At 33.4% G+C, this 21,939-nt stretch carries 31 protein-coding genes and 1 tRNA gene; 14 read left to right on the top strand and 18 right to left on the bottom strand.

From position 1 onward, the window contains the following. Positions 1-94 precede the first annotated feature (94 nt). Positions 95-787 (bottom strand): N-acetyltransferase, encoded by a 693-nt coding sequence (locus tag I5818_RS17170; RefSeq protein ID WP_071976882.1) that lies wholly within the window; start codon positions 785-787, stop codon positions 95-97. A 17-nt stretch (positions 788-804) separates the two neighbouring features. Next, positions 805-1,794, bottom strand: a complete 990-nt coding sequence (locus tag I5818_RS17165; RefSeq protein ID WP_071976883.1) for a glycosyltransferase family protein — start codon at positions 1,792-1,794, stop codon at positions 805-807. Between the two features lie 336 nt (positions 1,795-2,130). Between I5818_RS17165 and I5818_RS17160 the strand changes: the two genes are divergently transcribed. From I5818_RS17160 to I5818_RS17145, 4 genes are all read left to right on the top strand, one after another. Continuing rightward, the gene (locus tag I5818_RS17160; RefSeq protein ID WP_071976884.1) at positions 2,131-2,508 is read left to right on the top strand and encodes a hypothetical protein; all 378 of its coding nucleotides are present in this window, start codon (positions 2,131-2,133) and stop codon (positions 2,506-2,508) included. Positions 2,509-2,593: 85 nt separating this feature from the next. Beyond that, positions 2,594-3,064, top strand: a complete 471-nt coding sequence (locus tag I5818_RS17155) for a hypothetical protein (RefSeq protein ID WP_071976885.1) — start codon at positions 2,594-2,596, stop codon at positions 3,062-3,064. A 44-nt stretch (positions 3,065-3,108) separates the two neighbouring features. Beyond that, positions 3,109-3,453 carry a hypothetical protein gene (locus I5818_RS17150; RefSeq protein ID WP_071976886.1) on the top strand — a complete coding sequence of 115 codons (345 nt, stop codon included), beginning with the start codon at positions 3,109-3,111 and terminating at the stop codon, positions 3,451-3,453. A gap of 180 nt (positions 3,454-3,633) precedes the next feature. After that, positions 3,634-4,236 (top strand): CotO family spore coat protein, encoded by a 603-nt coding sequence (locus I5818_RS17145; RefSeq protein WP_071976887.1) that lies wholly within the window; start codon positions 3,634-3,636, stop codon positions 4,234-4,236. A gap of 105 nt (positions 4,237-4,341) precedes the next feature. On the opposite strand, the gene I5818_RS17140 is transcribed toward I5818_RS17145, so the two are convergent. Beyond that, positions 4,342-4,845, bottom strand: coding sequence for a CotY/CotZ family spore coat protein (locus I5818_RS17140; RefSeq protein WP_058006519.1), 504 nt, complete (start codon positions 4,843-4,845; stop codon positions 4,342-4,344). 245 nt (positions 4,846-5,090) lie between these two features. On the opposite strand from I5818_RS17140, the gene I5818_RS17135 reads away from it, so the two are divergent. The 9 genes from I5818_RS17135 to csaA all read left to right on the top strand — a co-directional run bounded on the left by I5818_RS17135 (position 5,091) and on the right by csaA (position 9,780). Beyond that, positions 5,091-5,447, top strand: coding sequence for a DUF1360 domain-containing protein (locus I5818_RS17135; protein ID WP_071976888.1), 357 nt, complete (start codon positions 5,091-5,093; stop codon positions 5,445-5,447). 335 nt (positions 5,448-5,782) lie between these two features. Further along, positions 5,783-6,259, top strand: a complete 477-nt coding sequence (locus I5818_RS17130) for a YhcN/YlaJ family sporulation lipoprotein (protein ID WP_058006518.1) — start codon at positions 5,783-5,785, stop codon at positions 6,257-6,259. An 11-nt stretch (positions 6,260-6,270) separates the two neighbouring features. Further along, a complete protein-coding gene (gene spoVAC / locus I5818_RS17125; protein WP_058006517.1) occupies positions 6,271-6,747 on the top strand; it encodes a stage V sporulation protein AC in 477 nt (158 codons plus the stop codon). After that, on the top strand, positions 6,747-7,763 hold the full coding sequence (gene spoVAD, locus I5818_RS17120) for a stage V sporulation protein AD (protein WP_058006516.1): 1,017 nt from the start codon (positions 6,747-6,749) through the stop codon (positions 7,761-7,763). Before spoVAC ends, spoVAD begins: the two co-directional genes overlap by 1 nt. Positions 7,764-7,792: 29 nt before the next feature. Then, on the top strand, positions 7,793-8,149 hold the full coding sequence (spoVAE, locus tag I5818_RS17115) for a stage V sporulation protein AE (protein WP_058006515.1): 357 nt from the start codon (positions 7,793-7,795) through the stop codon (positions 8,147-8,149). Between the two features lie 122 nt (positions 8,150-8,271). Continuing rightward, positions 8,272-8,415: a YjcZ family sporulation protein gene (locus tag I5818_RS17110; RefSeq protein ID WP_071976890.1), complete on the top strand. Its 144-nt coding sequence runs from the start codon at positions 8,272-8,274 to the stop codon at positions 8,413-8,415. Between the two features lie 363 nt (positions 8,416-8,778). Then, positions 8,779-9,036: a sporulation-specific transcription regulator SpoVIF gene (gene spoVIF, locus I5818_RS17105; protein WP_058006514.1), complete on the top strand. Its 258-nt coding sequence runs from the start codon at positions 8,779-8,781 to the stop codon at positions 9,034-9,036. A gap of 146 nt (positions 9,037-9,182) precedes the next feature. Continuing rightward, positions 9,183-9,416 (top strand): hypothetical protein, encoded by a 234-nt coding sequence (locus tag I5818_RS17100; RefSeq protein ID WP_071976539.1) that lies wholly within the window; start codon positions 9,183-9,185, stop codon positions 9,414-9,416. Between the two features lie 31 nt (positions 9,417-9,447). Further along, positions 9,448-9,780, top strand: coding sequence for a chaperone CsaA (gene csaA / locus I5818_RS17095; RefSeq protein ID WP_071976540.1), 333 nt, complete (start codon positions 9,448-9,450; stop codon positions 9,778-9,780). Positions 9,781-9,839: 59 nt separating this feature from the next. On the opposite strand, the gene I5818_RS17090 is transcribed toward csaA, so the two are convergent. From I5818_RS17090 to I5818_RS17080, 3 genes are all read right to left on the bottom strand, one after another. Continuing rightward, positions 9,840-10,262 (bottom strand): GNAT family N-acetyltransferase, encoded by a 423-nt coding sequence (locus I5818_RS17090; RefSeq protein ID WP_058006511.1) that lies wholly within the window; start codon positions 10,260-10,262, stop codon positions 9,840-9,842. A 7-nt stretch (positions 10,263-10,269) separates the two neighbouring features. Next, positions 10,270-10,782: a YjcG family protein gene (locus tag I5818_RS17085; protein ID WP_071976541.1), complete on the bottom strand. Its 513-nt coding sequence runs from the start codon at positions 10,780-10,782 to the stop codon at positions 10,270-10,272. 88 nt (positions 10,783-10,870) lie between these two features. Next, positions 10,871-11,560 (bottom strand): alpha/beta hydrolase, encoded by a 690-nt coding sequence (locus I5818_RS17080; RefSeq protein ID WP_390883609.1) that lies wholly within the window; start codon positions 11,558-11,560, stop codon positions 10,871-10,873. Positions 11,561-11,730: 170 nt separating this feature from the next. Between I5818_RS17080 and I5818_RS17075 the strand changes: the two genes are divergently transcribed. Further along, positions 11,731-11,803 (top strand) — tRNA-Val (locus tag I5818_RS17075). A 128-nt stretch (positions 11,804-11,931) separates the two neighbouring features. Here I5818_RS17075 and I5818_RS17070 read toward each other — a convergent pair. From I5818_RS17070 to I5818_RS17020, 12 genes are all read right to left on the bottom strand, one after another. Then, positions 11,932-12,435 carry a GNAT family N-acetyltransferase gene (locus I5818_RS17070; protein ID WP_078110055.1) on the bottom strand — a complete coding sequence of 168 codons (504 nt, stop codon included), beginning with the start codon at positions 12,433-12,435 and terminating at the stop codon, positions 11,932-11,934. Between the two features lie 325 nt (positions 12,436-12,760). Beyond that, the gene (locus I5818_RS26465; RefSeq protein ID WP_071976543.1) at positions 12,761-13,210 is read right to left on the bottom strand and encodes a CBO0543 family protein; all 450 of its coding nucleotides are present in this window, start codon (positions 13,208-13,210) and stop codon (positions 12,761-12,763) included. 14 nt (positions 13,211-13,224) lie between these two features. Then, a complete protein-coding gene (locus tag I5818_RS17065) occupies positions 13,225-13,689 on the bottom strand; it encodes a hypothetical protein (protein WP_071976544.1) in 465 nt (154 codons plus the stop codon). Positions 13,690-13,694: 5 nt separating this feature from the next. Then, positions 13,695-14,483, bottom strand: coding sequence for a hypothetical protein (locus I5818_RS17060; protein ID WP_071976545.1), 789 nt, complete (start codon positions 14,481-14,483; stop codon positions 13,695-13,697). Positions 14,484-14,943: 460 nt separating this feature from the next. Next, complete coding sequence (locus I5818_RS17055; protein WP_071976546.1) at positions 14,944-15,570, bottom strand: DUF1796 family putative cysteine peptidase; 627 nt, start codon at positions 15,568-15,570, stop codon at positions 14,944-14,946. Positions 15,571-15,631: 61 nt separating this feature from the next. Then, entirely contained in the window at positions 15,632-16,603 is a 972-nt protein-coding gene (locus I5818_RS17050) for a Gfo/Idh/MocA family protein (RefSeq protein ID WP_158022217.1), read from the bottom strand. 109 nt (positions 16,604-16,712) lie between these two features. Continuing rightward, positions 16,713-17,699 (bottom strand): CgeB family protein, encoded by a 987-nt coding sequence (locus I5818_RS17045; protein WP_071976548.1) that lies wholly within the window; start codon positions 17,697-17,699, stop codon positions 16,713-16,715. A gap of 69 nt (positions 17,700-17,768) precedes the next feature. Then, positions 17,769-18,755, bottom strand: coding sequence for a CgeB family protein (locus I5818_RS17040; RefSeq protein WP_169846897.1), 987 nt, complete (start codon positions 18,753-18,755; stop codon positions 17,769-17,771). 1,398 nt (positions 18,756-20,153) lie between these two features. Next, complete coding sequence (locus I5818_RS17035; protein ID WP_169793004.1) at positions 20,154-20,324, bottom strand: hypothetical protein; 171 nt, start codon at positions 20,322-20,324, stop codon at positions 20,154-20,156. Between the two features lie 106 nt (positions 20,325-20,430). Next, positions 20,431-20,583, bottom strand: a complete 153-nt coding sequence (locus tag I5818_RS17030; protein ID WP_209391792.1) for a hypothetical protein — start codon at positions 20,581-20,583, stop codon at positions 20,431-20,433. Between the two features lie 84 nt (positions 20,584-20,667). Continuing rightward, positions 20,668-21,642: a Gfo/Idh/MocA family protein gene (locus I5818_RS17025; RefSeq protein ID WP_078110041.1), complete on the bottom strand. Its 975-nt coding sequence runs from the start codon at positions 21,640-21,642 to the stop codon at positions 20,668-20,670. Between the two features lie 140 nt (positions 21,643-21,782). Next, complete coding sequence (locus I5818_RS17020; protein ID WP_169846899.1) at positions 21,783-21,938, bottom strand: hypothetical protein; 156 nt, start codon at positions 21,936-21,938, stop codon at positions 21,783-21,785. Position 21,939: the final 1 nt, after the last annotated feature.

Genomic DNA, 21,939 nt, shown 5'->3' with positions numbered 1-21,939 from the left:
ATTGGATGGAATTGTAGCAAAATAATAAAAATTCCCTTGAAGAGTTAATTTGGAATCTAAATTTATAGTAGAGAATAGAAAATTATTATTATTATTATTTCAAAGTTTTACCTGGGTTTCCTACTACAGTTTTATTATTTGGGACATCTTTTGTCACCACTGCGCCTGCTCCTACAATTGAATTTTCCCCAATTACGATAGCAGGAAGTAAAGTAGCGTTATTACCTATTTTTGCCCCTCTTTTTACAATTGGACCTTGAAGTACAAAGTTGCCCATTCCCATATATTTGTCATTAGATGTCGAGCAGCATGGACCAAAAAATACTTCATCTTCAATTTCCATATCCGCAGTGATATAGCATCCAGTTTGGATCGTTACACGTTTTCCGATAGTTGTATTGTTTTCAACCATTACGTTCCGACCAATAATACTATCCTCTGCAATTGCTACATTTTCACGTATACTAGATAGATCCCCTACAAATACCCCACGTTTTAATAAAACAGATCGATAAATAACACAACTGCATCCAATAATTACATCATTTTCAATAATAAGTGGGTCTAATTTTGTTGATGGCTTTCTTGCCATTTTTTTATTAGTAGATGTTCCTTTACCTAGTACTGTTAGATCATTAATTTGAACGTTATCCCCAATTTGTGTATTTGCTTTTATCGTTACATTATTTCCGATGCTGACATTATCACCAATGGAAACATGTTCTTCTATTATGGTATTTTTGCCGATTGTTACATTTTTGCCGATCATAGCTGACTCGTGAATCACGATATCCATCCCTCATTTCATTGATTTAAATTGTTATAAATAGAGATCAATTGCTGTGCTACTTTATCAGATGCATGATAATCTCTAACGTATTTTCTTCCTTGTTGACCAATCTCAAAACGCTTTTCAGGATTATCAATTAGATCGGCTAATACATCATGAATATTTTCTGGAGTTGCCGTTACAATTGGTAGCTTGTATGGAAGCTGATTTCTGACATCTTCTCGAATATATCCTACGACGACTTTACCCATCGCCATTGCTTCAACACTAAGCATTCCATATGTTCCTATTAAAAGTTGGTCAATAATGATATCAGATTTCATATACATATCAAGCGCTTCTTTATGATTCATTTTTTCAATGAGAGTGTAGTTAAATTGTTTTGTACCTTTTAATATTTCAATGGCATTATCAATGTAATCTGTACCTTTAAATTCACGATTCGTTGGAGCATGTATAATTAATGGTTCGCTTTGATCCTTTCGAGGATAAGAAGGTGTGAATTTTTTTATGTCAATGGCTAGAGGCAAGACATGAACATGCTTATAATAATCTTTTACATATGGATAAACTTCATAATCTTGAACAATAGCGGTATCAATGTATTTACTAATTTCACTTAAGCGCTCGTGAATTTCTTCATCGGAAAAATAGCTTGGTGGGAGTGGATATGGATTAAGTTCCCTTGTTAATTTTGTCGTTCTTACATCATTTCCCCAATGATGCATGACCATTTTTTTACCTGCTTCCTTCATATGAGGTAGGTCTGAAAATCCTTGGAAAAACGTTTCACCATTATGGAAATGAAATAGATCTGCGTGATGAATAAATGTCGGAATTTCTTTTCCGATTTCAAATAAATCTGTATTAATAATATTGCTATTATAATTTAAATAGGTGTGGAACCAATTATATCCTCCAACCTGATGACCATTATTTCGTAGCTCCTTACATAGTATTCCTATTTGACCCGCTATTTCAGTAGGTCCATGAATTATTCGCATAATATCTCTCCTTCCCATACACTATATTCAATTAGATGAAAGGTGAAATAAGGAAACCGCATACTTTTTAGAAATCTCTTAGAATATTTGGTTAATTTATATAATACGTAAGAGTTGAAGAATAACCATTTTTAGAACAAATAACTATTTTTAATAGAACGAACTTAACGTGGAATCTTTCTTTGTCTGTATTAGTTTTTGAACCCAGAATAAAAGTTTAATAGGCAAATTCACTTACAAACTACTAAAAATATGCGAATGCACTCCTCTATTGGCGGAAACAGATTGTGTAAATGTGTAATACCCTATAAGTAGAAGATAAGGAGGTGATGGTTAATGGCGGAAGAAAGAAAAGGGACGGATGGCGATGTTCAAGTTAATGTCAATGGAGAGCAATTAACCGAACTTGATAACGAGCAAGTCAAACAATTATTGAACTCAATTACAAGTAATTTAGAAAGAACCATGGAAACTATGAATAAAACCTTAGCAACTGTGTTAAGTGATATAAATGTGAATGGCAGTTTGCCGCAAACAAATTTATTTAACATGATGCATCAACTGCCCAACCAATTAGCGAATATAGATCCAGTCAAATGGAAGGAGAAACTTCCTTCATTAGAAGCAGCAAATGATGAAGGTAAAATTCAACTTCTATTAAATAAGAAAAAAATTGTTGAGTTTGATTTATCGAACCTCATGAATGACGAATAAAACCAACAATTGTCCTGCGTTAAATGCGGATACAATGAATTTAAGAGAACATAGACTATGGTATCAAGGACAGGAGGTGAAAGGAATGTCGGTAAAAACAAAGCCTTATAGAATTTATAATTGTGATTCAACTGGTCACTCTAGTGATCATCAACATGATAAAAATAATCGTGAAAATGATGGTAAAGGAAACGGTAATGGAAATGGCAATGATGTAGTTAAATTACAAGGGGTTAGTTATGGAGATTTACGCTCAACTGGAGGTAATGGAGGACCTGCAATTGCTACAGCAGGCACAAATTTCAGCATTTTAGCTAATAGTTCAGCTATTGCTGCTGGTGCGAATGGTGGCTTAGGTGGTGCCATTACAACGAATACAGTTAATACACCAATTAGCTTCTTAGATGGAAGCTTAAATGGAAACTTAAACGGGCTATTAAATGACAATTTTAATGATAACTTAAATGGAAATTTAAATGGCAACTTTAGTGAAAATGAAAACTTTAGTGAAAATGAAAATAAAGCGATTGATAATGATGGAATTGATGTAATTTAAATATTTTTTCCTTAGACGTTCATAAGAAAGGAGGAGTGGTACGAATGAGTGAAATAAATAGTGTAGAATTAATGAAGGAAAAATTAATCGATTTAGGTTTGCCAGGAGATGTTGCAGCTAATTTGGCAGAAGGATTGGAAGGGGCTACACCAACTGTTCATTCACATGCACAAGGGGGTAGAGGCGGTCATGCGTTAAATCTAACATACGTTGATAACTACTCAACCTTAATGCTTGTGTATACGTTCCTCTTAAATTCTTTGGACGATAAGGAAGAATCTAGAGTATTAAATCAATCCCTATTGTCTACTCTACAAGCAGTAATCATTGAACAGCAGAAATACCGCGATGCATTTTTGGATGCAGTTAGAAATATAAATCAATATTAAATTCCTGGGGGCTGTCTTATAAAAGAATGTGTTAGTTCTGATAAGACAGCCTTAATTACAAAATATGTAATGATAAAAAATAGTCATTCATATACATTATAGTAACCTATCTAGGCACCTTCCCCAATTCTAATGCATACACATAATACGTAATACTTACTATAGAACGGAGGAGCCATGTTGAGTATTCGTAAAAAACATTTTGAAGAAAGAAAACCTCTCCTATATATTATCCAGCCAAATTCGCAGTCCATTCCAGTCGATATGCAAAAGACATATATAAGTAAGGTATCCAATGATAAACATGTGGAAGAAATAGAAGATAGTATGGAAAATGAACCTATTGTAGAAACTGTACAATTACAAAAAGAAGTTGAAATCGAAGTTCCTTCAGAAGATCAAATTAATAGTGAAAGTTCCTCTTTGATCATGTCAGAGACCGTTACTGAAACAAATCCTGAAGAAATCATAACTGAATTGAATCAGGAGCAAGAGGAAGATTCTTTTCAAGAAGAAATCTCTAATCATCTATTATTTGAATCTGGATTTCGTAGAAAATCTTTTAGATCAATGGAGATTGGTGAAAAATTATATTTTTTAATTAATAAACCACGTTATTTGCCTAATTTAACCGTTGAAATTAGAACAGAGTCTGTGAATTTTACAGGGGTTGTATTAAGCTTTAATAATGGGATAGTACAGTTAGACCAATTAAAAATGGGAGAAAGACCTATTGAAATCAATATGAGCGATATTTTAGATATTAAAATTGCTACAAATTAAAGGAAAAGTCGATAAGATCTTTCTTATCGACTTTCCAGGTAATGGTCATTTTTCGTTTGAGGGGACGATAAATTTGAACCAACCATTTTTTTATGATCTTTCCTGTTAGCAGTTTGGTAAATGAATGTCATCTAAGCATTGAATTGCGATGAAGTTTCTTAAGTCTACTGTAATACAAGAATCTGAAAGATGTAAATTTTCTTCAGGGCGATCAATTTGAGGGCAAGGGCTAGTTGTACATTCAGGTTCTAATACACGTAATACGGCGCAGCAACCTTCAACGTTTTCTACTCTAAAGAAAATCGATTTACAGAAGAAATCAATTTTGTCATGAATTTTTTTACCGTCCTTCTCGCATGGGCAATCATGACATCCTCCATCTGTAGGCTTGAAGAAGGCTTCAAATGGACCATCTTCTGTGTAAAGAATAAAAGGTCTTGTATTTTTTCGATGATGATGTTTTTTATGGGAATTAGCACCTAGTACAGGATTTAAACAATTTGTTGGGCAATTATTTTCATCTTCTTCTACAGCATCTTGTAAATCATTTATGAAGTTTACAACATCGCATACACAATTTGTATGATCATCGTGATTTTTGCAACCCATTGATAATTCAACTCCTTTGGTTTTTGTAATGTACATCACATTAATAGAATATTGAAATTGACCTGATTTTGTTACGAATGTCCTCGCTTTTTTTGAAAAATAGGCATAGGGTTATTCACCTATATATCAATCCTTTCTTATAACCTCTTTCTTTTACTAGACTATTGCCTAGTTGAAGTAGGAGGTTACCTATTCTTTTTGAACATTTATATCATATGAATGTTTGCTTAAAGGGGAAGATGTTTATGGTTCAGTCTTGGCTTTTATTTTTTGTGTTTGGTTTAGCTAGTTTTCGTTTAACGCGGCTAATTGTTTTTGATAAAATAACATCTTTTATCCGTAAACCATTTCATGAGGAAATTGAGATATCTGATGATGAAGGTAATATTGATACTTACATAAAAATCAAAGGAACTGGCTTGAGGTCATGGGTAGGTGAATTATTAAGTTGTTATTGGTGTAGTGGTATATGGTGCACGTTGATTTTATATGGATTATGGTGGTTTTTTCCACAAGCTGCAGAACCATTAATCATCATATTAGCTGTAGCTGGGTTAGCTGGAATCATTGAATCAATTATTTCAATGATTATAGACAAGTGACGTGAACAGGTCATAGTCAATAACATAAGATAAACATATACAATGATTCATTTTTAGAAAGGATGAATAAAATTGAAAAAATTAAGTTCAAAACTTCCTGTTTTACCATCTAGCGTAAAAAATACGAATGTCTCAACTGGAACCTGGATTAAAAAAAGCGGATGTGGCTGTGGGAAAAAAAAGGGAAAATAACAGGCTAACGGGCCTGTTATTTTTTTGCATTAAAAGATAATATGACACTACCTATATTTTCCTCATTATGAATGAACATAATTTGACCATTTTAGTTAAAAATAATGAATAACTTTTTGAATTTTACTTGAGGGGAATAATGAATGAGAAAACAGGGATTAGTACTGACCATTACAATTTTTTTTGCATTTAATTTAATAGGCTGTGATCAGCAGAAGGATAGCAAAGAGAGCAAGCTGGCCCTTATGAAAACAACACAACCAGCACCAATTGATATTGACACAAAAACAAATAAGGAATCGCTCTCTGAAGAAGTAAAACAGACTGTATTAAACAATCAAACGATATATGATGTTGCTGTAATCGAAGGAAAGAAACAGATTTTGGTTGCATATAAAGTGCGACACTTCTATCGTTTCAAAATGAAAAAAGTCGAGAAAGATTTAAAGAAGCAATTGGAAGCTAAATTTCCGGGAAAAAAATTTATTGTTTCGAGTGATTATAAAATATTCCTTGAATCTGTAAGACTTAAAGAAGCGGTAAAAGATCAAACCATTTCTAATGAAGAAGCGAATAAAAGGTTTAAAGAAATTATTAAGCTAACAGAAGAATTAACATAGGGGTGTGTCAAATGGCAAATAAAAATAAAACAAAAACTCCAGAACAAATTAAATATGACAAAATTGAAAAGAAGCACGAAATAAAGCGGCCTTTATTACAGAACTGTATTCGTGCCTTTTTGATTGGAGGGTTAATCTGTGTGATTGGACAGGCTGTTACATATTTTTATATTTACTTTTTTAATTTTACAGAACAGACGGCAGGAAATCCAACTGTTGCAACCATGGTATTCTTTGCAATGCTGTTAACTGGATTTGGTGTTTATGACCGATTAGGCCAATTTGCAGGAGCAGGAAGTGCCGTTCCAGTCACTGGTTTTGGAAATGCAGTTATATCATCGGCAATCGAGCATCAAACGGAGGGGTATGTTTTAGGTGTAGGTGGAAATATCTTTAAATTAGCAGGTTCTGTTATCGTATTTGGTGTGTTTTCCGCTTTCGTGATTGCATTAATTAAAACCATCCTCATACAATGGGGGGGATTCTAATGTTAAAAGGATCACAAACATGGGTGTTTGAACAGCATCCTGCTATCATTTCAACCGGAGTGGTTGGAGGGCCGTTTGAAAAGAATGGAAATATTGCAGAGGATTTTGATAAATTTCATGATGATCTTTGGATGGGACAGGATTCATATGAAAAAGCTCAAAAAGTTCTCATAGAAGATGCGGTTGAAGTACTCTTAAAAAAAATTGGTATAAAGGAAGAAGAAATCCGATTTTTCTTAGCTGGTGATTTAATCAATCAAATTACACCTTCAAGCTTTGCAGCACGAACAAATCAAATTCCTAATCTTGGTTTATTTAGTGCGTGTGCAACCTCTATGGAGGGTTTAGCATTATCTGCGTTTCTCATTAATTATAAGGGGGCAGATAAGATAATTACAGGTGCATCTAGTCATAATGCTTCTGCTGAAAAACAATTCCGTTATCCAACAGAGTATGGTGGCCAAAAGCCTCCTACTGCTCAATGGACTGTTACTGGAGCTGGCTTTGCTTTAGTTGCTTCGGGTGAAAATCTTCAGAAGCCTCATCCTCGGATAACTTCAGCAACGATTGGAAAAGTAATTGATATGGGAATTTCTGATCCTTTTAATATGGGGGGAGCAATGGCTCCAGCAGCTGTAGATACAATTGAAAGACATTTACAAGACCTTAATATTGAGCCTCAATTTTATGATTTAATCATTACAGGTGATTTAGCAACGATTGGGCGCAATATTGCATTAGATTTATTTCAGCAAAAAGGACTTCCTATTGATGAAAGTTTTTTTAATGATTGTGGGTTGCTCATTTATAATAAAAATCAGCCTGTTTTAGCTGGAGCAAGTGGTCCAGGCTGTTCGGCTACTGTTTTATATGGGCACTTATTAAATCAAATGAGAAAAGGCGTATATAAAAGGATACTAGTTGTTGCTACAGGTGCATTATTATCTCCATTATCGTTTCAACAAAATGAGACGATTCCATGTATCGCACACGCGGTATCAATAGAATACATGTAAATCGATTGCAACGGAAGGGTGGAATAAAAATGTTAGCAATGTTTTTTTGGGCATTTATCATTGGAGGAATCATTTGCTTAATTGGCCAATTACTTTTTGATGTAGCAAAATTAACACCAGGCCATACATTAAGTCTTTTAGTAGTTATAGGAGCTATTTTATCAGGATTAGGATTATATGAACCACTAATTGACTTTGCTGGTGCCGGAGCAACGATACCAATTACTAGTTTTGGTAATTCTCTCGTTGAAGGGGCAATGAATGAAGCAGATAAACATGGAATTGTTGGTGTCTTAACAGGAATGTTCGAGGTCACTTCATCTGGTATTTCTGCTGCTATTATCTTTGGATTTATAGGTGCATTAATTTTTAAGCCTAAAGGGTAGTACTCTAACATTCTTATTTATCTTTCCACAAATTCACAGGGCAGTTTTTTTCCGGCGCCCATACACATTACCTTTGCCTAACATATTCTATTGATGAGAATAGAAAGTGAGGTGAACAGTCAATGTTTGGATACGGCGGATATGGTTGTGTAAATAGTTGTGGATACGGTGGTTATGGATATGGAGGATTTAGAGGCGGCAGCACGTTTGTGTTAATTGTTGTTTTATTTATCCTTTTAATTATTGTAGGAGCAAGCTTTTGTTAATGTAATGCTGGAATGAGGATGAAGTGAAACGAAAAGTTTTACTTCATCCATTTTTTTAAGCTCTTTTCTCAAACATTGTTATTATAAAAGTAAAGTTTTAACTAATAACGATCGGCTGAAGACCGATAGACCTCTCACTGAGAAAATTGCTGCAAACTCCATTAAGAATCTCGAAAAAATTTTTTGTGTTAACGCCGGCTAGCGCCTTTATAAAAACAACAAACTATTCGAAAACAGTTATTTTTATACATATAACCTATTATGATATTGGTATCATCTTACTTTCTTGTCCGCAAATGCTTTCACCTTTTATGTTCTCCCTTCATAACATAATGTAGTTGGAAAGGGAGGGCGAGAGAAAACATGGAAAATAATTTCTTTAAAAGCATTGAGAAAAAAACAGGTGTAAATATGAATGATATTTTTGAATTGGCTAATTCTCTGCAAAATGCGAACTTTAAGGATGAAAATACGGTACGTGGAATCATTAAACGAGTTTCCCAAATTGCCAATAAGCCAGTTTCTAAGGAACTTGAAGACAAGATGGTTCAATCTATTGTAAATGATGGAAAGAAGTTGGATATGAACACGATTTCCAAAATGTTAAACAGTAAGAAGTAGTTTATATTAGAGGGGTGTCTTCACAAAAAACTATATCTAAAACGGATTGGTTTAGATATGTAGTGTGGGATAGCCCCATACATATGTTTGAAATCATTTTAAATGGGTATGATTAAAGGAAAAAGTGGAAAAAAGGAGGGAACGATATGGGTTATCGTTTAAATGTTGAAAATCCGCAATATCATCAATACCATCTGCGAATGATTAAACAAAATGAGCCATACAAGCTAATGAAAACCTCTAAAATTATGAATCCACCTTACTATAATGATGAAATAATTTTTAATAAAAAAAAATATGTGTATGAAATTCCAAACATTAAGAAAAAATCGTATCCAGAACTAACAGGAAAAGGAAGATTTATTAACGAATATATATAGATGAAGGATGATTGAATATAGGAGTGAACATATGGCAACAATTTATGACTTTCTGAAGTTGGATTTACGAATTGGAACAGTAATCAAAGCAGTACATTTCCCAGAAGCAAAAATTCCTGCAATTAAAATGGAAATTGATTTCGGTGAAGAAATTGGTATTAAACGATCGAGTGCTCAGATTACCAAACGTTATACGCCAGAAGCATTGATCGGAAACCAGGTGGTGGCAGTTGTAAATTTTCCACCCCGTAAAATTGCGGGTTATAAATCTGAAGTCCTTGTTCTTGGAGGTGTTCCTGAAAGTGGAGATGTAGTTTTACTTCAGCCCACTTTAGATGTGCCCAATGGAACGCCAATCGCATAAATTTGGAGACGAGAATATACATAGATAATGTACAAACTAGTCTCCAATTATAAGATTACTTATACTTCTTTTTCCATAGTTTTATGTGGAATTCCAGCATCTAAGAATTCTGAAGAAACCACCTGGTAACCTAATTTTTCATAGAAAGGGATGGCATGGGTTTGAGCATTCAGTTTTAACACCTTGATATCCATGCCAGATGCATAACTATGTATGGCATCCATGATCATTTTCCCTGCACCTTTTCCACGGTAGGAAGGGAGAACACAAATGCGTTCTACTTTCCCTTTTCCTTCGACAACTCGGAAGCGACCTGCAGCAACCGCCTTTTGATCATCATATAGCACAAAATGAATCGAGTCATTCTCGTATTCATCGATTTCTTCTGCAACATCAACATGTTGTTCGTCCACAAAAACTTTTTTACGAATTTTAAATGCATCATTTAATTGTTCTTCAGTAGTTGCTTGAATAGCTTTCACGTTATAATTATTCCTCTCCTAAGCGATATGTTTCATAAACGGTCCAGGATCCGTTTTCAAGCTGATATAATAAGTGGATTCTATCAATAATTTCTTCATGATTGATCCCAAGCATCCTAAGCTGACCATATACGTCTGAGTGTTCATCATTGGATAGTTTTTGGCCAATCGTAATATGAGGAACAAAAGCATACTCAGGTTCTCCACCAGGTAGTTCAGCATACAATGTCTTGTGTAGTTGCTCTAATTCTTCTGTGGGTTCAACTTTGAAATAAATCGTATTATTAACGGGCTGGAAAGAGCTCACCTTTGTAATATTCACTTTCATGGGTTTGAATTGTTTGGTAAGCTTAGTAAGTTTTTCCGTAATATCTTTTATTTCATCATTAGAAGATTCAAAGATATGTTTAAGAGTAAGGTGTGGAGGAATCAACGCATAATGGGGATCGTATCTTTTCCTGTAGGAATTTGCAAGATCTTGTAGCTGTTTAGATGGAAACATAACAATACCGTATTTCATATTTTATTACCTCCTTAAAATTTGTTGGATAGAATACTACTATTATAACAATTTTTCGGAAAATTTAACATAATAAACACTTTTCATGCTAAAAAGTCATTTTTAATGCTCTTTTTAAATCTGGTTGCCAAAACTTCCATGTATGATTCCCATCGAATTCCTCATAAAAATTAGGATACCCTTTTTCTTCAAAAAGCTGATGTAGCTCGCGATTTGGTGTCAGAAAATCCTCTATTGATCCATTAGTGGTTTTAACCTCTGTTTCTTCTAAACCTATAATATGATACACATCCAGTAATTGCGGATTAGGATGGTTTCGAACGGCTTCTAATACTTTTTCATCGACAAGTGGTGATTGTAAAATGACTTTCCCAAATATATTTGGGTATTTCACAGCAGTCATTAATGATACTGTTGCGCCTAAAGAATCTCCGATAAGAACTCGTCCATTCCCAACATGTAATGTAGGATAGTGCTGATCTAAATATGGAACAAGCTCATGCGCTAAAAATCGTATGTAGGCAGCATTTTGTTCACCATCTGGATGGTATTTTTTTCTGCGATCCTGAACATTTTGATAAGGAATGCCAACAATAATAACGTTTTCAATTTCGCCTTTTTCTAATAATTCATCTGCGACGCGTGCAATCCTCCCAAGCTGGAAGTAATCTTTCCCATCTTGTGCAATTAATAAATTATATTTATATAATGGTGAAAAATTGGCTGGCAAATATACCAAGATATTTAATGATTCCCCTAATTCCTTACTATCAAACATAAAATCTTTAATGGTGCTTTTTGATGTTGTCAAGATTCATCCTCCTATCTCATATAACTAATATTACTTCGAAAAAATAAAAAAGGAAATACTTTCTATGTTTATTCAAAAAAATATTGACATATAAATTGAATTCACTTATATTTATTATTGTCCTAGCATATTATTATGATTCTGTAGCTCAGCTGGGAGAGCACCACCTTGACAGGGTGGGGGTCGCTGGTTCGAGCCCAGTCAGAATCATAAACCAAACCCTAGAGCCTAACGGTTCTAGGGTTTTTACGTTTTTCCTTCAATTGGAAATTCAACTCTTAATGAGTTAGATTCAATATTTTCCTTGATTTATCAAATCAATCACTAATTTTATAAAGCTAAGAAATCTTTTTTCCCATAATAATTAAATCCCTCTTAAGCCCATCTAATATAGCAACTTCCGGTAGATGAGCCCATTTCTCAAAACCGAAACTTGAAAATAGGCCAATACTGGGCTCGTTGTGTCCAAAGATGAATCCAAGTAAGGTATCAATACTAAGGTTAGGACATTCCTCTATAACTTTTTTTAGAATCTTCTTCCCAAGTCCTTTACCTCTAAAACTTTCATGAAGATAAATACTTACTTCGGCAGTAGCATTATAAGCTGGTCTTCCGTAAAAAGAGTGAAGACTTACCCAACCACAAATTTGGCCATCATATTCTACAACCCACAAAGGTCTTTTGTTAGGATTATGTTCATTAAACCAATCTAATCTATCGTTTATTGATACAGGTTCAGTATCAGCAGTTACCATTCGACTTGGAACGGTTGAGTTATAAATATCAACAATAATCGGTAAATCTTCAATACTTGCATTTTTAAATGCTATGTTTTCTGACATAATAGGCTCCCTTGGAGATATTCGTTTATACTCTAATTTTATGTTATATTACGTAACAAGATTATTGCAATAAAAAGTAGAATTTCTTATTCCAATTAAATTAGTTTCTTTTTTTTAAAAGTATATTTAAAGAAAATTGGTAATGACTCCTACATGATCTAATAGGGAGTGTTTAACTATTTAGTGATGTAACCAAAAAAATATCAGCTGTAAATGATAAAATGCTTAAGTATTAAATTTACGGTTATTACTTTGATGTAAAATGATTAATTTTGACCGTCAGCGTATAGGTTACCCCAGCCTTTTTAAGGCCTTGACTATAAAGTTATTGGTTAATCCTTTTAACGAATTTCATATTGAGAACAAGTGATGAAAATATGAGTGGATATAATAAACCTGAATACCAGATTTTCCATTCAGTATAGTAAAAAAATCCAGTTTTTAAAGTAAACCATTCAAAAATAATAGAGAATATAGACCATCCTAGAACATAATATATTTTGCGTAACAACCGCTTTTTAAAAGGAAAAAAATTAAGAAATAAGTAGCTGATTGAAGGAAAGTATAAAAAAGTACTGAGTAATCCTCCCCAGTCAAATCCTTTATGGATATAACCATAAAGATGATAGTGTAAATCCAATATTATATCGGTTATTAAACCATAGGAAAAAGCAAAAAAGCATGTTGCATATATTTCTATTTTGTTTATATTTTTAGGAATAACATAGGCTATTATGTTAAAAATGATAAATATAAAAATGATTAATTTCCACAAAGCAAATGTCCTTTCTACGTATGCATTATTTTAGCTACTCCTAAAGCAAAGTGACTCCAAAGTATGTTTTCAATAAACTCTGCCTGATTTTCTTCACAATTGATAATTAGAATAACTTCAGAATGCTTTCCCTTTAAAATTCTTTTTCTCTTTTTAATTACACATTCAATAAAAAGTCTAATAATAAATCCCAAAACAAATCCGATACATGCACTAATTAACCCCCAATAAATAGGGCCCCATGAGAGTTTAAAACCAATACTAGCACCAATCACAGAAAATCCTGTCGCAAGTGCCATTCCGATATCAACAAGTGATGTTCCATCTGAACGATGAATAGAATCAAACATTTTTCTTTCTTCTGTACGATTGTCCAAGGGAACAGCGAAAATATCCTCCTTATTGATCCCTTTCTTCTCTAAAGTAGCTATAGCCATTTCTAAAAAAATGCTATTTTCAAATGTTGAATATAATTGCATACTAATCACTTCACTTTTTGCCCTTTTATCATTCGAAAGCTTGAAGCTTGATAATGTTCTTGTAAATATTTCCTTTGTTCCTTTTCATAAAGCTTATTATTTTCAACAGTATTCATATAAGAATCGAAAATCGAAAACCCATAGACTGATGGAATAAATAAAAGCCATTGTGGATCCAGAACTGATATACTCTTCTGAACCTTTCCTAAAAATAATAAGGAGATCGCTTCTAAAGCATGTGAAAAATAAAAAAATATAACTAACCAAATGATGACGAAAAAGGCAGTTAATATTCTGTGTATATAAAGTTGTCCCAGTCCTGGAATAAAAAGCGACCAAATTACTGATAGAAAGGGACTTCTTTTGTCTAGATAATTGATTTCTATCGCACCTAAACTAAAAGAATTAATTCGATGCTTTTCGTGTTCTGCTAATAAATAAACTTTATTCAGATCAATCGTAGTACGATAACTATCCCAGATAGCAAAGAGATAAACTGGAATATACATAAGAAGCCATCTTGTATCCAAAACATCCTTTGCTAAGTCAATTTTACCTTGAAAGGAATAAACCATAGCAAGATTAAGATGCGATTTTAAATTTACGATAACTTCCCACATAAATAGCATATAGCCTCTAATGTACTTTGATAAAAGAAGGTGACCGAAACCCGGGAAGGCAGCAGACCACCACCCGATTATATAAGGGTTTCTTAAATGTACTTGAGTAGTACCCACAACACTTACATTTGCTACATAGCGTCTAGCGGTATTGTCATTCGAGTAATTATTCATTTGATGTCACCTTTAGTCAATTTTAATTAAAACTAGTTTTCCACAAAATTATTTCTTTATCCGATTTCTTTACTGACTCTATTGAGTAAGACTTATTCCTTGAAAAACATTAAATATAAAATCGCTATGTAATTGGACGAAAAAAACATATTCCTTACTTCTTGCGGGAAAAATTGGTTATATTGATATATAAAGAGAAACTGACAATTTTAATAGCGGTCGGTGGGGAATATTGAGCATATCAAAAGAGTATTATGCTTAATTTTATTTTCATGAATAGAGGTAATAAAAAGAGAGGGGTTAGGATAACTCCAGGTATAAAACAACTGCAAATTGCTCAGTGCTACAAAAGATTTTAATCGTTACTCTCTTATAAATAATGAAAATGCCCTTTAGCTTTAAACAATATAAATTTATTGTCTAAACTAAAGGGCTAGCCTTAGAAATGATTATTTCCTAATCAATTTCCAGTCAATGTGATTCCATTAAACAATGCACTCCATGCACCATCATTCCCTTCCCATCGATTTGGGTCATTAGGAATGAGGACCGAGCAAATATTCTCATCGATCAAGTTAAGATCTAACACTTCATTATTGTCATGATAATTAATGAGAAGAATGGTAAAGTTTCCTTTTACAATTCCTGATAAGACGGATTTTAATCTTACAGCTTCTTCAGAGGTTCCCATTAATCGAACGAGTAGAATGGATTGACAGTTTTCTAATTGATGTAAAAAGCGTTGGGCTCTTCTATCAAATTTAGCTTTCGCTTCCGTATACGATGCTGTCCAATCATTGCTTATAGGAAAATCATGCATTGAGTAGAGGTTATAGAATGTTTCTCTGACATTATAGTAGTGACTACCAGGATCCTGGCCATCGATGACAAGGTATTTATTATCCATGAAATTTGTGAATCTATTACTTATAAGTAAACTAATAACATCTAATGAACGTGTTGCAATCCAATCAAATGGTCCGGAAGACTTTCGCAATTGTAATCGGTCTAATTGATGGGCAGGCTGGCAGTTATCACCAATGCTTGCGATGTAATCATATGAACCTTTAATATCTTCTATTTTCATAAAATCATTCCTCTAGAATAATATGTTTACCTTTTTGTTACCGTGTCATATCATTTGATACTTAATCGAAGAAGATGGTTTTGCCATTTCTAATTGACTCTTTTATTTTCATAGCAACAGATAGTGCCTTTGTTGCCTCACTAGTACTAATAATAGGTGTTTGTTTGTTTTGAATCGATTGTATGAAATGCTGGATTTCTGCCTGCAAAGGTTCAATAGGAGGTACTTTGATTTTTTCAATTGAGTTATCAATCGTTGTTGAAAGGTATTGATTGAAAATAGGTCTATTATAAACAAGAAGTTCCTTCGTCAAGTAATCCGCTGTAAGAACACGTTCTTGTTCAGTAACCGAAATCGTTCTAAGGGATTTTTGGGAAGTACGATTAGCAATAAGACTTGCAATAATCCCGTTTTCAAACCTTAATAATGCATTAACGATATTGGGCTGTGCATCCTTTTGTGATGAATAAGCAGCTATGGCTGTTACACTTACTAAAGGACTGTTCGCAAGGTCTAAAATAATATCAATATCATGGATCATAAGGTCGAGAACGACATCTACATCAAGATTTCGTTCCGTTGCACATAACCGACTTGCTTCCAAACTAATAATTTTTGAGGAATCCATTATGTCATTCAACCTTTGAATGACTGGATTAAATCTTTCAATATGTCCTACTTGGATGACACAGTTTTGAATGGTATTGCTGAATTCAATTAATTTCTCAGCATCCTTTAATGAACTAACAAACGGTTTTTCTACAAATACATGTTTGCCATTTTGAATAGCTTCGTAAGTATAACTATAATGAAATGTTGTTGGTACAGAAATAATGACTGCATCCACTTTAGAAAGCATATCTTCAAAAGAAGAAAAAGCTGTCACTTGATAAGTATTAGCAATGTCTTCACAAACACTTTGATTTTTATCATAAATACCTATAAAATCTACATTTTTTAAAATACTTAAAATTCTGCAATGGTTTTTGCCCATTACTCCAACTCCAGCAATACCGAATTTTATTGCTTTCAAATTATATTCACCACTCATTCATATACACTTATTAACAAAAGTCTAATTTCCTTATTGGAGTTTGGAAGAAATATCTTTTTTTCATTCTTCAAAAGATATTAATTGTATTTTATAGTGCTGGTAAGATACCCTCTGCTTTTAAAACATTTAAAATATATTCAGCTCTAGCTTTATAAGTGTGGGGCTGGACTGCAGCTGTTCCTAGGCTACTAATCTGTTTTCTTTCCCATTCGTTTTGTAAGTAATAATGTACCAAATTTAATGTTTCATAGGGACTTGAGGACACCACTAAGTCACGACCAGGTAAGAAAAGCTGTCTTACTGCAGGGGTGTCAGATGTTAAAAGGAATCCGCCTGCCGCAAGTATTTCATAAGTCCGTTGGGTGACTTGAGTAGTGAAATTTTGTAATCCAATGACTATTTTCGCAGAACTATATATTTTTTTACAATCGAGATAGGGCACAGTCCCATGAATCCAATCTGGATTGATTTCCATATCGATATAAGGATTTATTTTTTCCCACCCTTTTCCGAAAATATCTATACGTACATTGTTTTCTATTAAAGGGCAAATCAATTGTTTCATTGATTCAATGCGGTAATCAATATTCCAAGTATCAAAGACCCATTCATATGAATTGGCTACTAAGGCAATATTAAAATTATACTCAGGTATAGGTGGTACAGGGTGATGAATCGATGGCTGATAGCCCCAATCTAAATGTGCTGCTTTAATTCCTAGAGATCGGTAATAATCAACTATAGGTGCAGTAAGTGTAAAAACATAATCTGGTTCAGTACGTTGGATTAAGGGTAGTACAAAGGTTGATGTAAATGAAGGATCCTCAATTGACCAATAAACATGCGGAATATTCCTAGGTTTTACGTAGTTTTTTATCCAAATTTGATTTTCAACCGTTTGTTCTAATCCCCAACCATTTGTAATCACAAGCTCTGGCTTAAAAAGTTCCAGAGAATTTACGACGGCATCTAAATTGTCTGCCCCCATTACTAATACTTCATGACCTGCATCACGAAAACCATTTGAGAGCAAATGCATCATTGCATCATTGCTATCAAAACAAAATACTCTCATTGAATACATCCTTTCAATATAAAAATTGTTTGTTTAACAGATATTTAATGGGCTATTACATTTAAAAGTTTAAAGTGACAAAATACCCTCGTTTCTAAGAATTTGAAGCATATATTCAACTCGATTGCGATAGGTGTGTTGAAGGGCTGCTGTATATCCTTGATTTGCAATGGTTTGTCTTTCTCCTTCAGCTTGTAAATAGTAGATAACATTATTTAGCGTTTCCTGAGGAGAAGAGGATACTACAAGGTGTTTGCCTGGCTCAAACAGTTGCCGAACAGCAGGTGTATCTTGAGATAATAAAAAGCCTCCTGCTCCAAGAACTTCATAAGTTCGTTGAGTTACCTGTGTTGTGTAATTCTGAAAGCCGATATTAATTTTTGCAGAATTATACACCTTGTTGCATTCATGGAAGGGAAGAGGACCATGCAACCAAGTTGGATCAATAGTAAGTCCCAAATATGCAAACATTTCCTGCCAGCCTTTGCCCCAAATATCAACTCTGATATTGTTTGCTACAAGAGGAATGACTAAATTTCGTATCGATTCCATGCGTTGATCGACTGAATATTGATTCAATATCCAATCATAGGAATTAGCAATAACTGCAATATCAACGGCATACTGAGGGTCAGGTGTTGTTGGGTAATGAATGGTTGGCTGAACGCCCCAATCCATGTAACCAGCACGAAATCCTAAAGATTGAAAATAACTAATTTTGGAAGGACAAATAGTGAAAATATAATCAGGTTGACTTACCATAATTAATGGAACGACAAAGTTATCTGTATAAAGTGGATCTTCAACTGACCAATAGACATGCGGAATTTGTCTAGCTTGAACACAGGTTTTTATCATATATTGTTTTTCATGAGTTTGTTCCTGTCCCCAACCATATGTTACGACTAAATCTGGAGAAAATTGGTCCATCATCGTGGAAAGATGTGTAAAGTCTGCAATAGAACCAGAGATCATAATCTCATGTCCAGCACTTGAAAAACCATTTGGAAGTAGGTTCATTAAAACTTCGTTGCTATCGATAAAAAGTACCTTCATGAAGATAGTCCCTTCTATAATTGTATTGGCCTTTCTGCAACTAATTATCATGCTATACTCATTATCACATTGGAAAAAATGAAAGTGTTTTTTGCATAAAAATTATGTGAAAGTAGCCTTTTAATGTATCCTATTCCGTTTTATTGTCTTGGAAACGACGGATGTCCAATACTGTGATAAATGTGTTCAGAACATTTTATTAGTAATTTGGTTAAAAATCATAGAAAAAAGATTGTTTAACAAGAAGCTAGACTTCAAAAGAAATACTATATCTGAAAAAAGACTAGTTAATGCTAGATATAGTATAGGTGTGATGTCTGTACTAATCGTTAAACAATCTTGACATTTGGTTGCTTTTTTTGGAATTCCCGGAGGATTGTAATAAGGAGTGAATTTTAAACTCTTTTTCACATGGCATCTTTTAGTGATGTACCAACCCATTTTTTCTAACATGCAAGTGTAAATAAAGGTCTAATATCACTTTGAATCGATTGACTAGCTGCATTTATACACCATGTGTGATTAGTAGCAATCGCTTTAAGACTGGGTGGTTAACTAGTGTTGGCCATGTCTTTTAAGCTACTGATCGAAATCATTTTGGTTGGGGAGCTCATCGTTTGATTCAATATAAAAAACAGAATAATGTACAATATCTTTCTAATTGCAGACCCTAGAGCTAATCCAAATTGAGGAGTGAAATGGTTGAAGCTTGTTGGAAAGAGATAAGCTGAATATAATTGAAAATTTAAGAGTAGGTAAACTCGGCAGAACCAAGTCAACCCACTCCAAAAGGGGGAAAGTATCTTTTTTTTGGATACAATGTAAGTGTATAGAAGAATTACTAAGATTTTGTTAATTCATAATTAAGCTTTCGTAAATATCAACCTTTTTTGACTTTTTTTATTAAACTAGCACTAAAAGCAATGATAAAAACAATAGTAGTAAAACCAAACCCTACAAATGGTAAGTATTCCATAGCTAGCTTTAGCACAATCCGACGATCCTTTCGCTATAATGTTCTATTCAATATCATTGCCATATAAATGAAAAAATACATAAAAAAAACCTGCAAAGAATTCAGGTTTTTTATGTATATCTATTTAGGAAAAGGGATAGATCTCCATTACAATAATAAATATGAGCATTAGAAAGACAATTGCGGAAAATGCAACAAGAGCAATCTTTTTCATAGGAATACCCCCAAATGAATCTCTAAATTTATACCTTTCATAAAATTTATGAAGTAACTAGAAAATTTATGAAAAGGCGATGTAATAATCACATGTTACCAAATTCCTATAAAATAAGCTATATTTATTATAGTTTTTGATGTATTTTTGGAGGAAAAATTATTTGAGAAAGTAATGGAGAAACATCACTAGGATTGATTATAGAGAATTATACGATTGCACGAAAAGAAAGCTCATGATCTGGGTTGATCACATTACTTAATAGCATAATATCATCGAGAATTTCTTTTTTGATCTCTTCATCTTTACAATGATTAAAATCTTGAAAAAGGCGTCCCATTTCTTTGATAAAAAGTAGATATTCATCCTCTCTTATCACGATACTGTTCCCCCTAAGTATATAGTCATATTCATTATATAGTAACTATGTACCATAAGTGAAGGGGAATTTGTAGAATTTTAGTGAATTTCTACGAAAACAAAAACTAAATCCTTCCTACCCCTGAACAATGTTCGCAAATATTAGAGTATATATCATAACCATAACCGTCACAAAAATGACAAATTGAATATTTCTTATCTAAATAAATATTAGCAATATCCTCAAACTGATCAAATCGTTCTTCTTCATACATCATGGACAACCTCCTAGCTCATTCGATAGTAGGTTGTCCCAAAATAAAAATTGTATGTATTGCTTTATCGCTTTAAAGTGGTGGGGGTCAGACCCCGAAGGTGATATTATTATCTTTTCGAGCTTTTTCTGTTATTGAAAGGACTGTTGTACTTAATTGCTTTAATTCGTTGTATGTGTTGTTATCTTTTGTTTGGATGATTTGAATGAAGGTGTTAATTTCATAGATCATATCATGTTCATCTTGTTGTACTTCAAATGATGTTCTTTTATTTGATTTATGGTCAATCCATTCTAAAGTTGTTGGTGTGACGCTGTTTAAAACAATGGTTCCAGATTCCCCATGGATTTCTGAGGGCATAAAGGACTGAGAAATTTTTGAGCACATAATCGTACAGGTAAAATCATTATATTTTAGTATAAGAGTACCATTTCCATCCACACCACTATTTAAAATAACAGGATGATAGGATATGTTTTCAGGTTCTCCAAAAAGTTTGATTGCAAGTGAAAGTGGATATACTCCTAAATCAACCAATGCCCCGCCTGAATATTTTGGTGAGAAGACATTAGGGATGTTTCCGTCTAAAAATGCATCATACCTCGAAGAGTATTGAATATAGTGGAGATTTGCACTCCGTACCTTCCCGATGCAAGATAAATGATTAATTAATTGTTCCATATTTGGGGTATGAATGTTTCGTATTGCTTCAAATAAGTAAACCCCATGCTGCTCAGCTATTTTATATGCTTCTTCCAATTCCTTTGTAGTTGGAAAAATAGGTTTTTCACAAATAACATGGATGTTATGGGTAAGAAATAGTATTGCTTGTTCAAAGTGCAGGGAATTCGGCGATGCAATATAAACAATATCAATTTCAGGATTTTCTGCAAGTTCTTGAAGATTATCCGTATAATTTTTTGCCCCATGCAATGCTGCAAATTCCTTTGCTTTTTCCATTGAACGAGAATAGACAGCTTGTAAAGTTAATTGATTTGTTTTTTTTGCAGATTCGATAAAAGTTGAAGTAATCCAGTTAGTACCTATTGTTGCAAGTCTCATTTATTAACACTCCTAACATACATCTAGATAATGTTATTCTACATGTTTCCTGACTTTGCGTCATTCCAAATGCGAGTAGTAAAAAAATTCCGTTTAAAGAAGCAAAAAAGACAGCTTTTGTAGCTGTCAAAAATAAATCGTTAAGTTTCACTTGGATCCACTTCATCCCAGGATAATGTTGTCACACTTGTATAATCCCCAGTTTCAATATCCTGTTCGGTTGCTTCTTCATTTAATTCTTCCGCATCGTTCATTCCTGGTGCAATGGTTGGTTTTAGTTCTTTCCTTTTTAACATC

The sequence above is a fragment of the Heyndrickxia oleronia genome (genome assembly GCF_017809215.1).
Lineage (GTDB): Bacteria > Bacillota > Bacilli > Bacillales > Bacillaceae_C > Heyndrickxia > Heyndrickxia oleronia.
Note: the sequence above shows the minus strand (reverse complement) of the source record. Positions and strands in the feature narration are given on the sequence as shown.

Excerpts from the sequence above, each read along its gene's own strand:
- I5818_RS17025 (WP_078110041.1), bottom strand. The coding sequence starts at position 21,642 with ATGAGACTTGCAACAATAGGTACTAACTGGATTACTTCAACTTTTATC.
- I5818_RS17030 (WP_209391792.1), bottom strand. The coding sequence starts at position 20,583 with ATGATGTATGAAGAAGAACGATTTGATCAGTTTGAGGATATTGCTAAT.
- I5818_RS17040 (WP_169846897.1), bottom strand. The coding sequence starts at position 18,755 with ATGAAGGTACTTTTTATCGATAGCAACGAAGTTTTAATGAACCTACTT.
- I5818_RS17045 (WP_071976548.1), bottom strand. The coding sequence starts at position 17,699 with ATGAGAGTATTTTGTTTTGATAGCAATGATGCAATGATGCATTTGCTC.
- I5818_RS17165 (WP_071976883.1), bottom strand. The coding sequence starts at position 1,794 with ATGCGAATAATTCATGGACCTACTGAAATAGCGGGTCAAATAGGAATA.
- I5818_RS17060 (WP_071976545.1), bottom strand. The coding sequence starts at position 14,483 with ATGAATAATTACTCGAATGACAATACCGCTAGACGCTATGTAGCAAAT.
- I5818_RS17130 (WP_058006518.1), top strand. The coding sequence starts at position 5,783 with ATGAGAAAACAGGGATTAGTACTGACCATTACAATTTTTTTTGCATTT.
- I5818_RS17100 (WP_071976539.1), top strand. The coding sequence starts at position 9,183 with ATGGGTTATCGTTTAAATGTTGAAAATCCGCAATATCATCAATACCAT.
- spoVIF (WP_058006514.1), top strand. The coding sequence starts at position 8,779 with ATGGAAAATAATTTCTTTAAAAGCATTGAGAAAAAAACAGGTGTAAAT.
- I5818_RS17070 (WP_078110055.1), bottom strand. The coding sequence starts at position 12,435 with ATGTCAGAAAACATAGCATTTAAAAATGCAAGTATTGAAGATTTACCG.
- I5818_RS17150 (WP_071976886.1), top strand. The coding sequence starts at position 3,109 with ATGAGTGAAATAAATAGTGTAGAATTAATGAAGGAAAAATTAATCGAT.
- I5818_RS17160 (WP_071976884.1), top strand. The coding sequence starts at position 2,131 with ATGGCGGAAGAAAGAAAAGGGACGGATGGCGATGTTCAAGTTAATGTC.
- spoVAD (WP_058006516.1), top strand. The coding sequence starts at position 6,747 with ATGTTAAAAGGATCACAAACATGGGTGTTTGAACAGCATCCTGCTATC.
- I5818_RS17080 (WP_390883609.1), bottom strand. The coding sequence starts at position 11,560 with ATGTTTGATAGTAAGGAATTAGGGGAATCATTAAATATCTTGGTATAT.
- I5818_RS17155 (WP_071976885.1), top strand. The coding sequence starts at position 2,594 with ATGTCGGTAAAAACAAAGCCTTATAGAATTTATAATTGTGATTCAACT.
- spoVAE (WP_058006515.1), top strand. The coding sequence starts at position 7,793 with ATGTTAGCAATGTTTTTTTGGGCATTTATCATTGGAGGAATCATTTGC.
- I5818_RS17140 (WP_058006519.1), bottom strand. The coding sequence starts at position 4,845 with ATGGGTTGCAAAAATCACGATGATCATACAAATTGTGTATGCGATGTT.
- spoVAC (WP_058006517.1), top strand. The coding sequence starts at position 6,271 with ATGGCAAATAAAAATAAAACAAAAACTCCAGAACAAATTAAATATGAC.
- I5818_RS17055 (WP_071976546.1), bottom strand. The coding sequence starts at position 15,570 with ATGAAAATAGAAGATATTAAAGGTTCATATGATTACATCGCAAGCATT.
- I5818_RS17065 (WP_071976544.1), bottom strand. The coding sequence starts at position 13,689 with ATGCAATTATATTCAACATTTGAAAATAGCATTTTTTTAGAAATGGCT.
- csaA (WP_071976540.1), top strand. The coding sequence starts at position 9,448 with ATGGCAACAATTTATGACTTTCTGAAGTTGGATTTACGAATTGGAACA.
- I5818_RS17135 (WP_071976888.1), top strand. The coding sequence starts at position 5,091 with ATGGTTCAGTCTTGGCTTTTATTTTTTGTGTTTGGTTTAGCTAGTTTT.
- I5818_RS17085 (WP_071976541.1), bottom strand. The coding sequence starts at position 10,782 with ATGAAATACGGTATTGTTATGTTTCCATCTAAACAGCTACAAGATCTT.
- I5818_RS17110 (WP_071976890.1), top strand. The coding sequence starts at position 8,272 with ATGTTTGGATACGGCGGATATGGTTGTGTAAATAGTTGTGGATACGGT.
- I5818_RS17020 (WP_169846899.1), bottom strand. The coding sequence starts at position 21,938 with ATGTTAAAAAGGAAAGAACTAAAACCAACCATTGCACCAGGAATGAAC.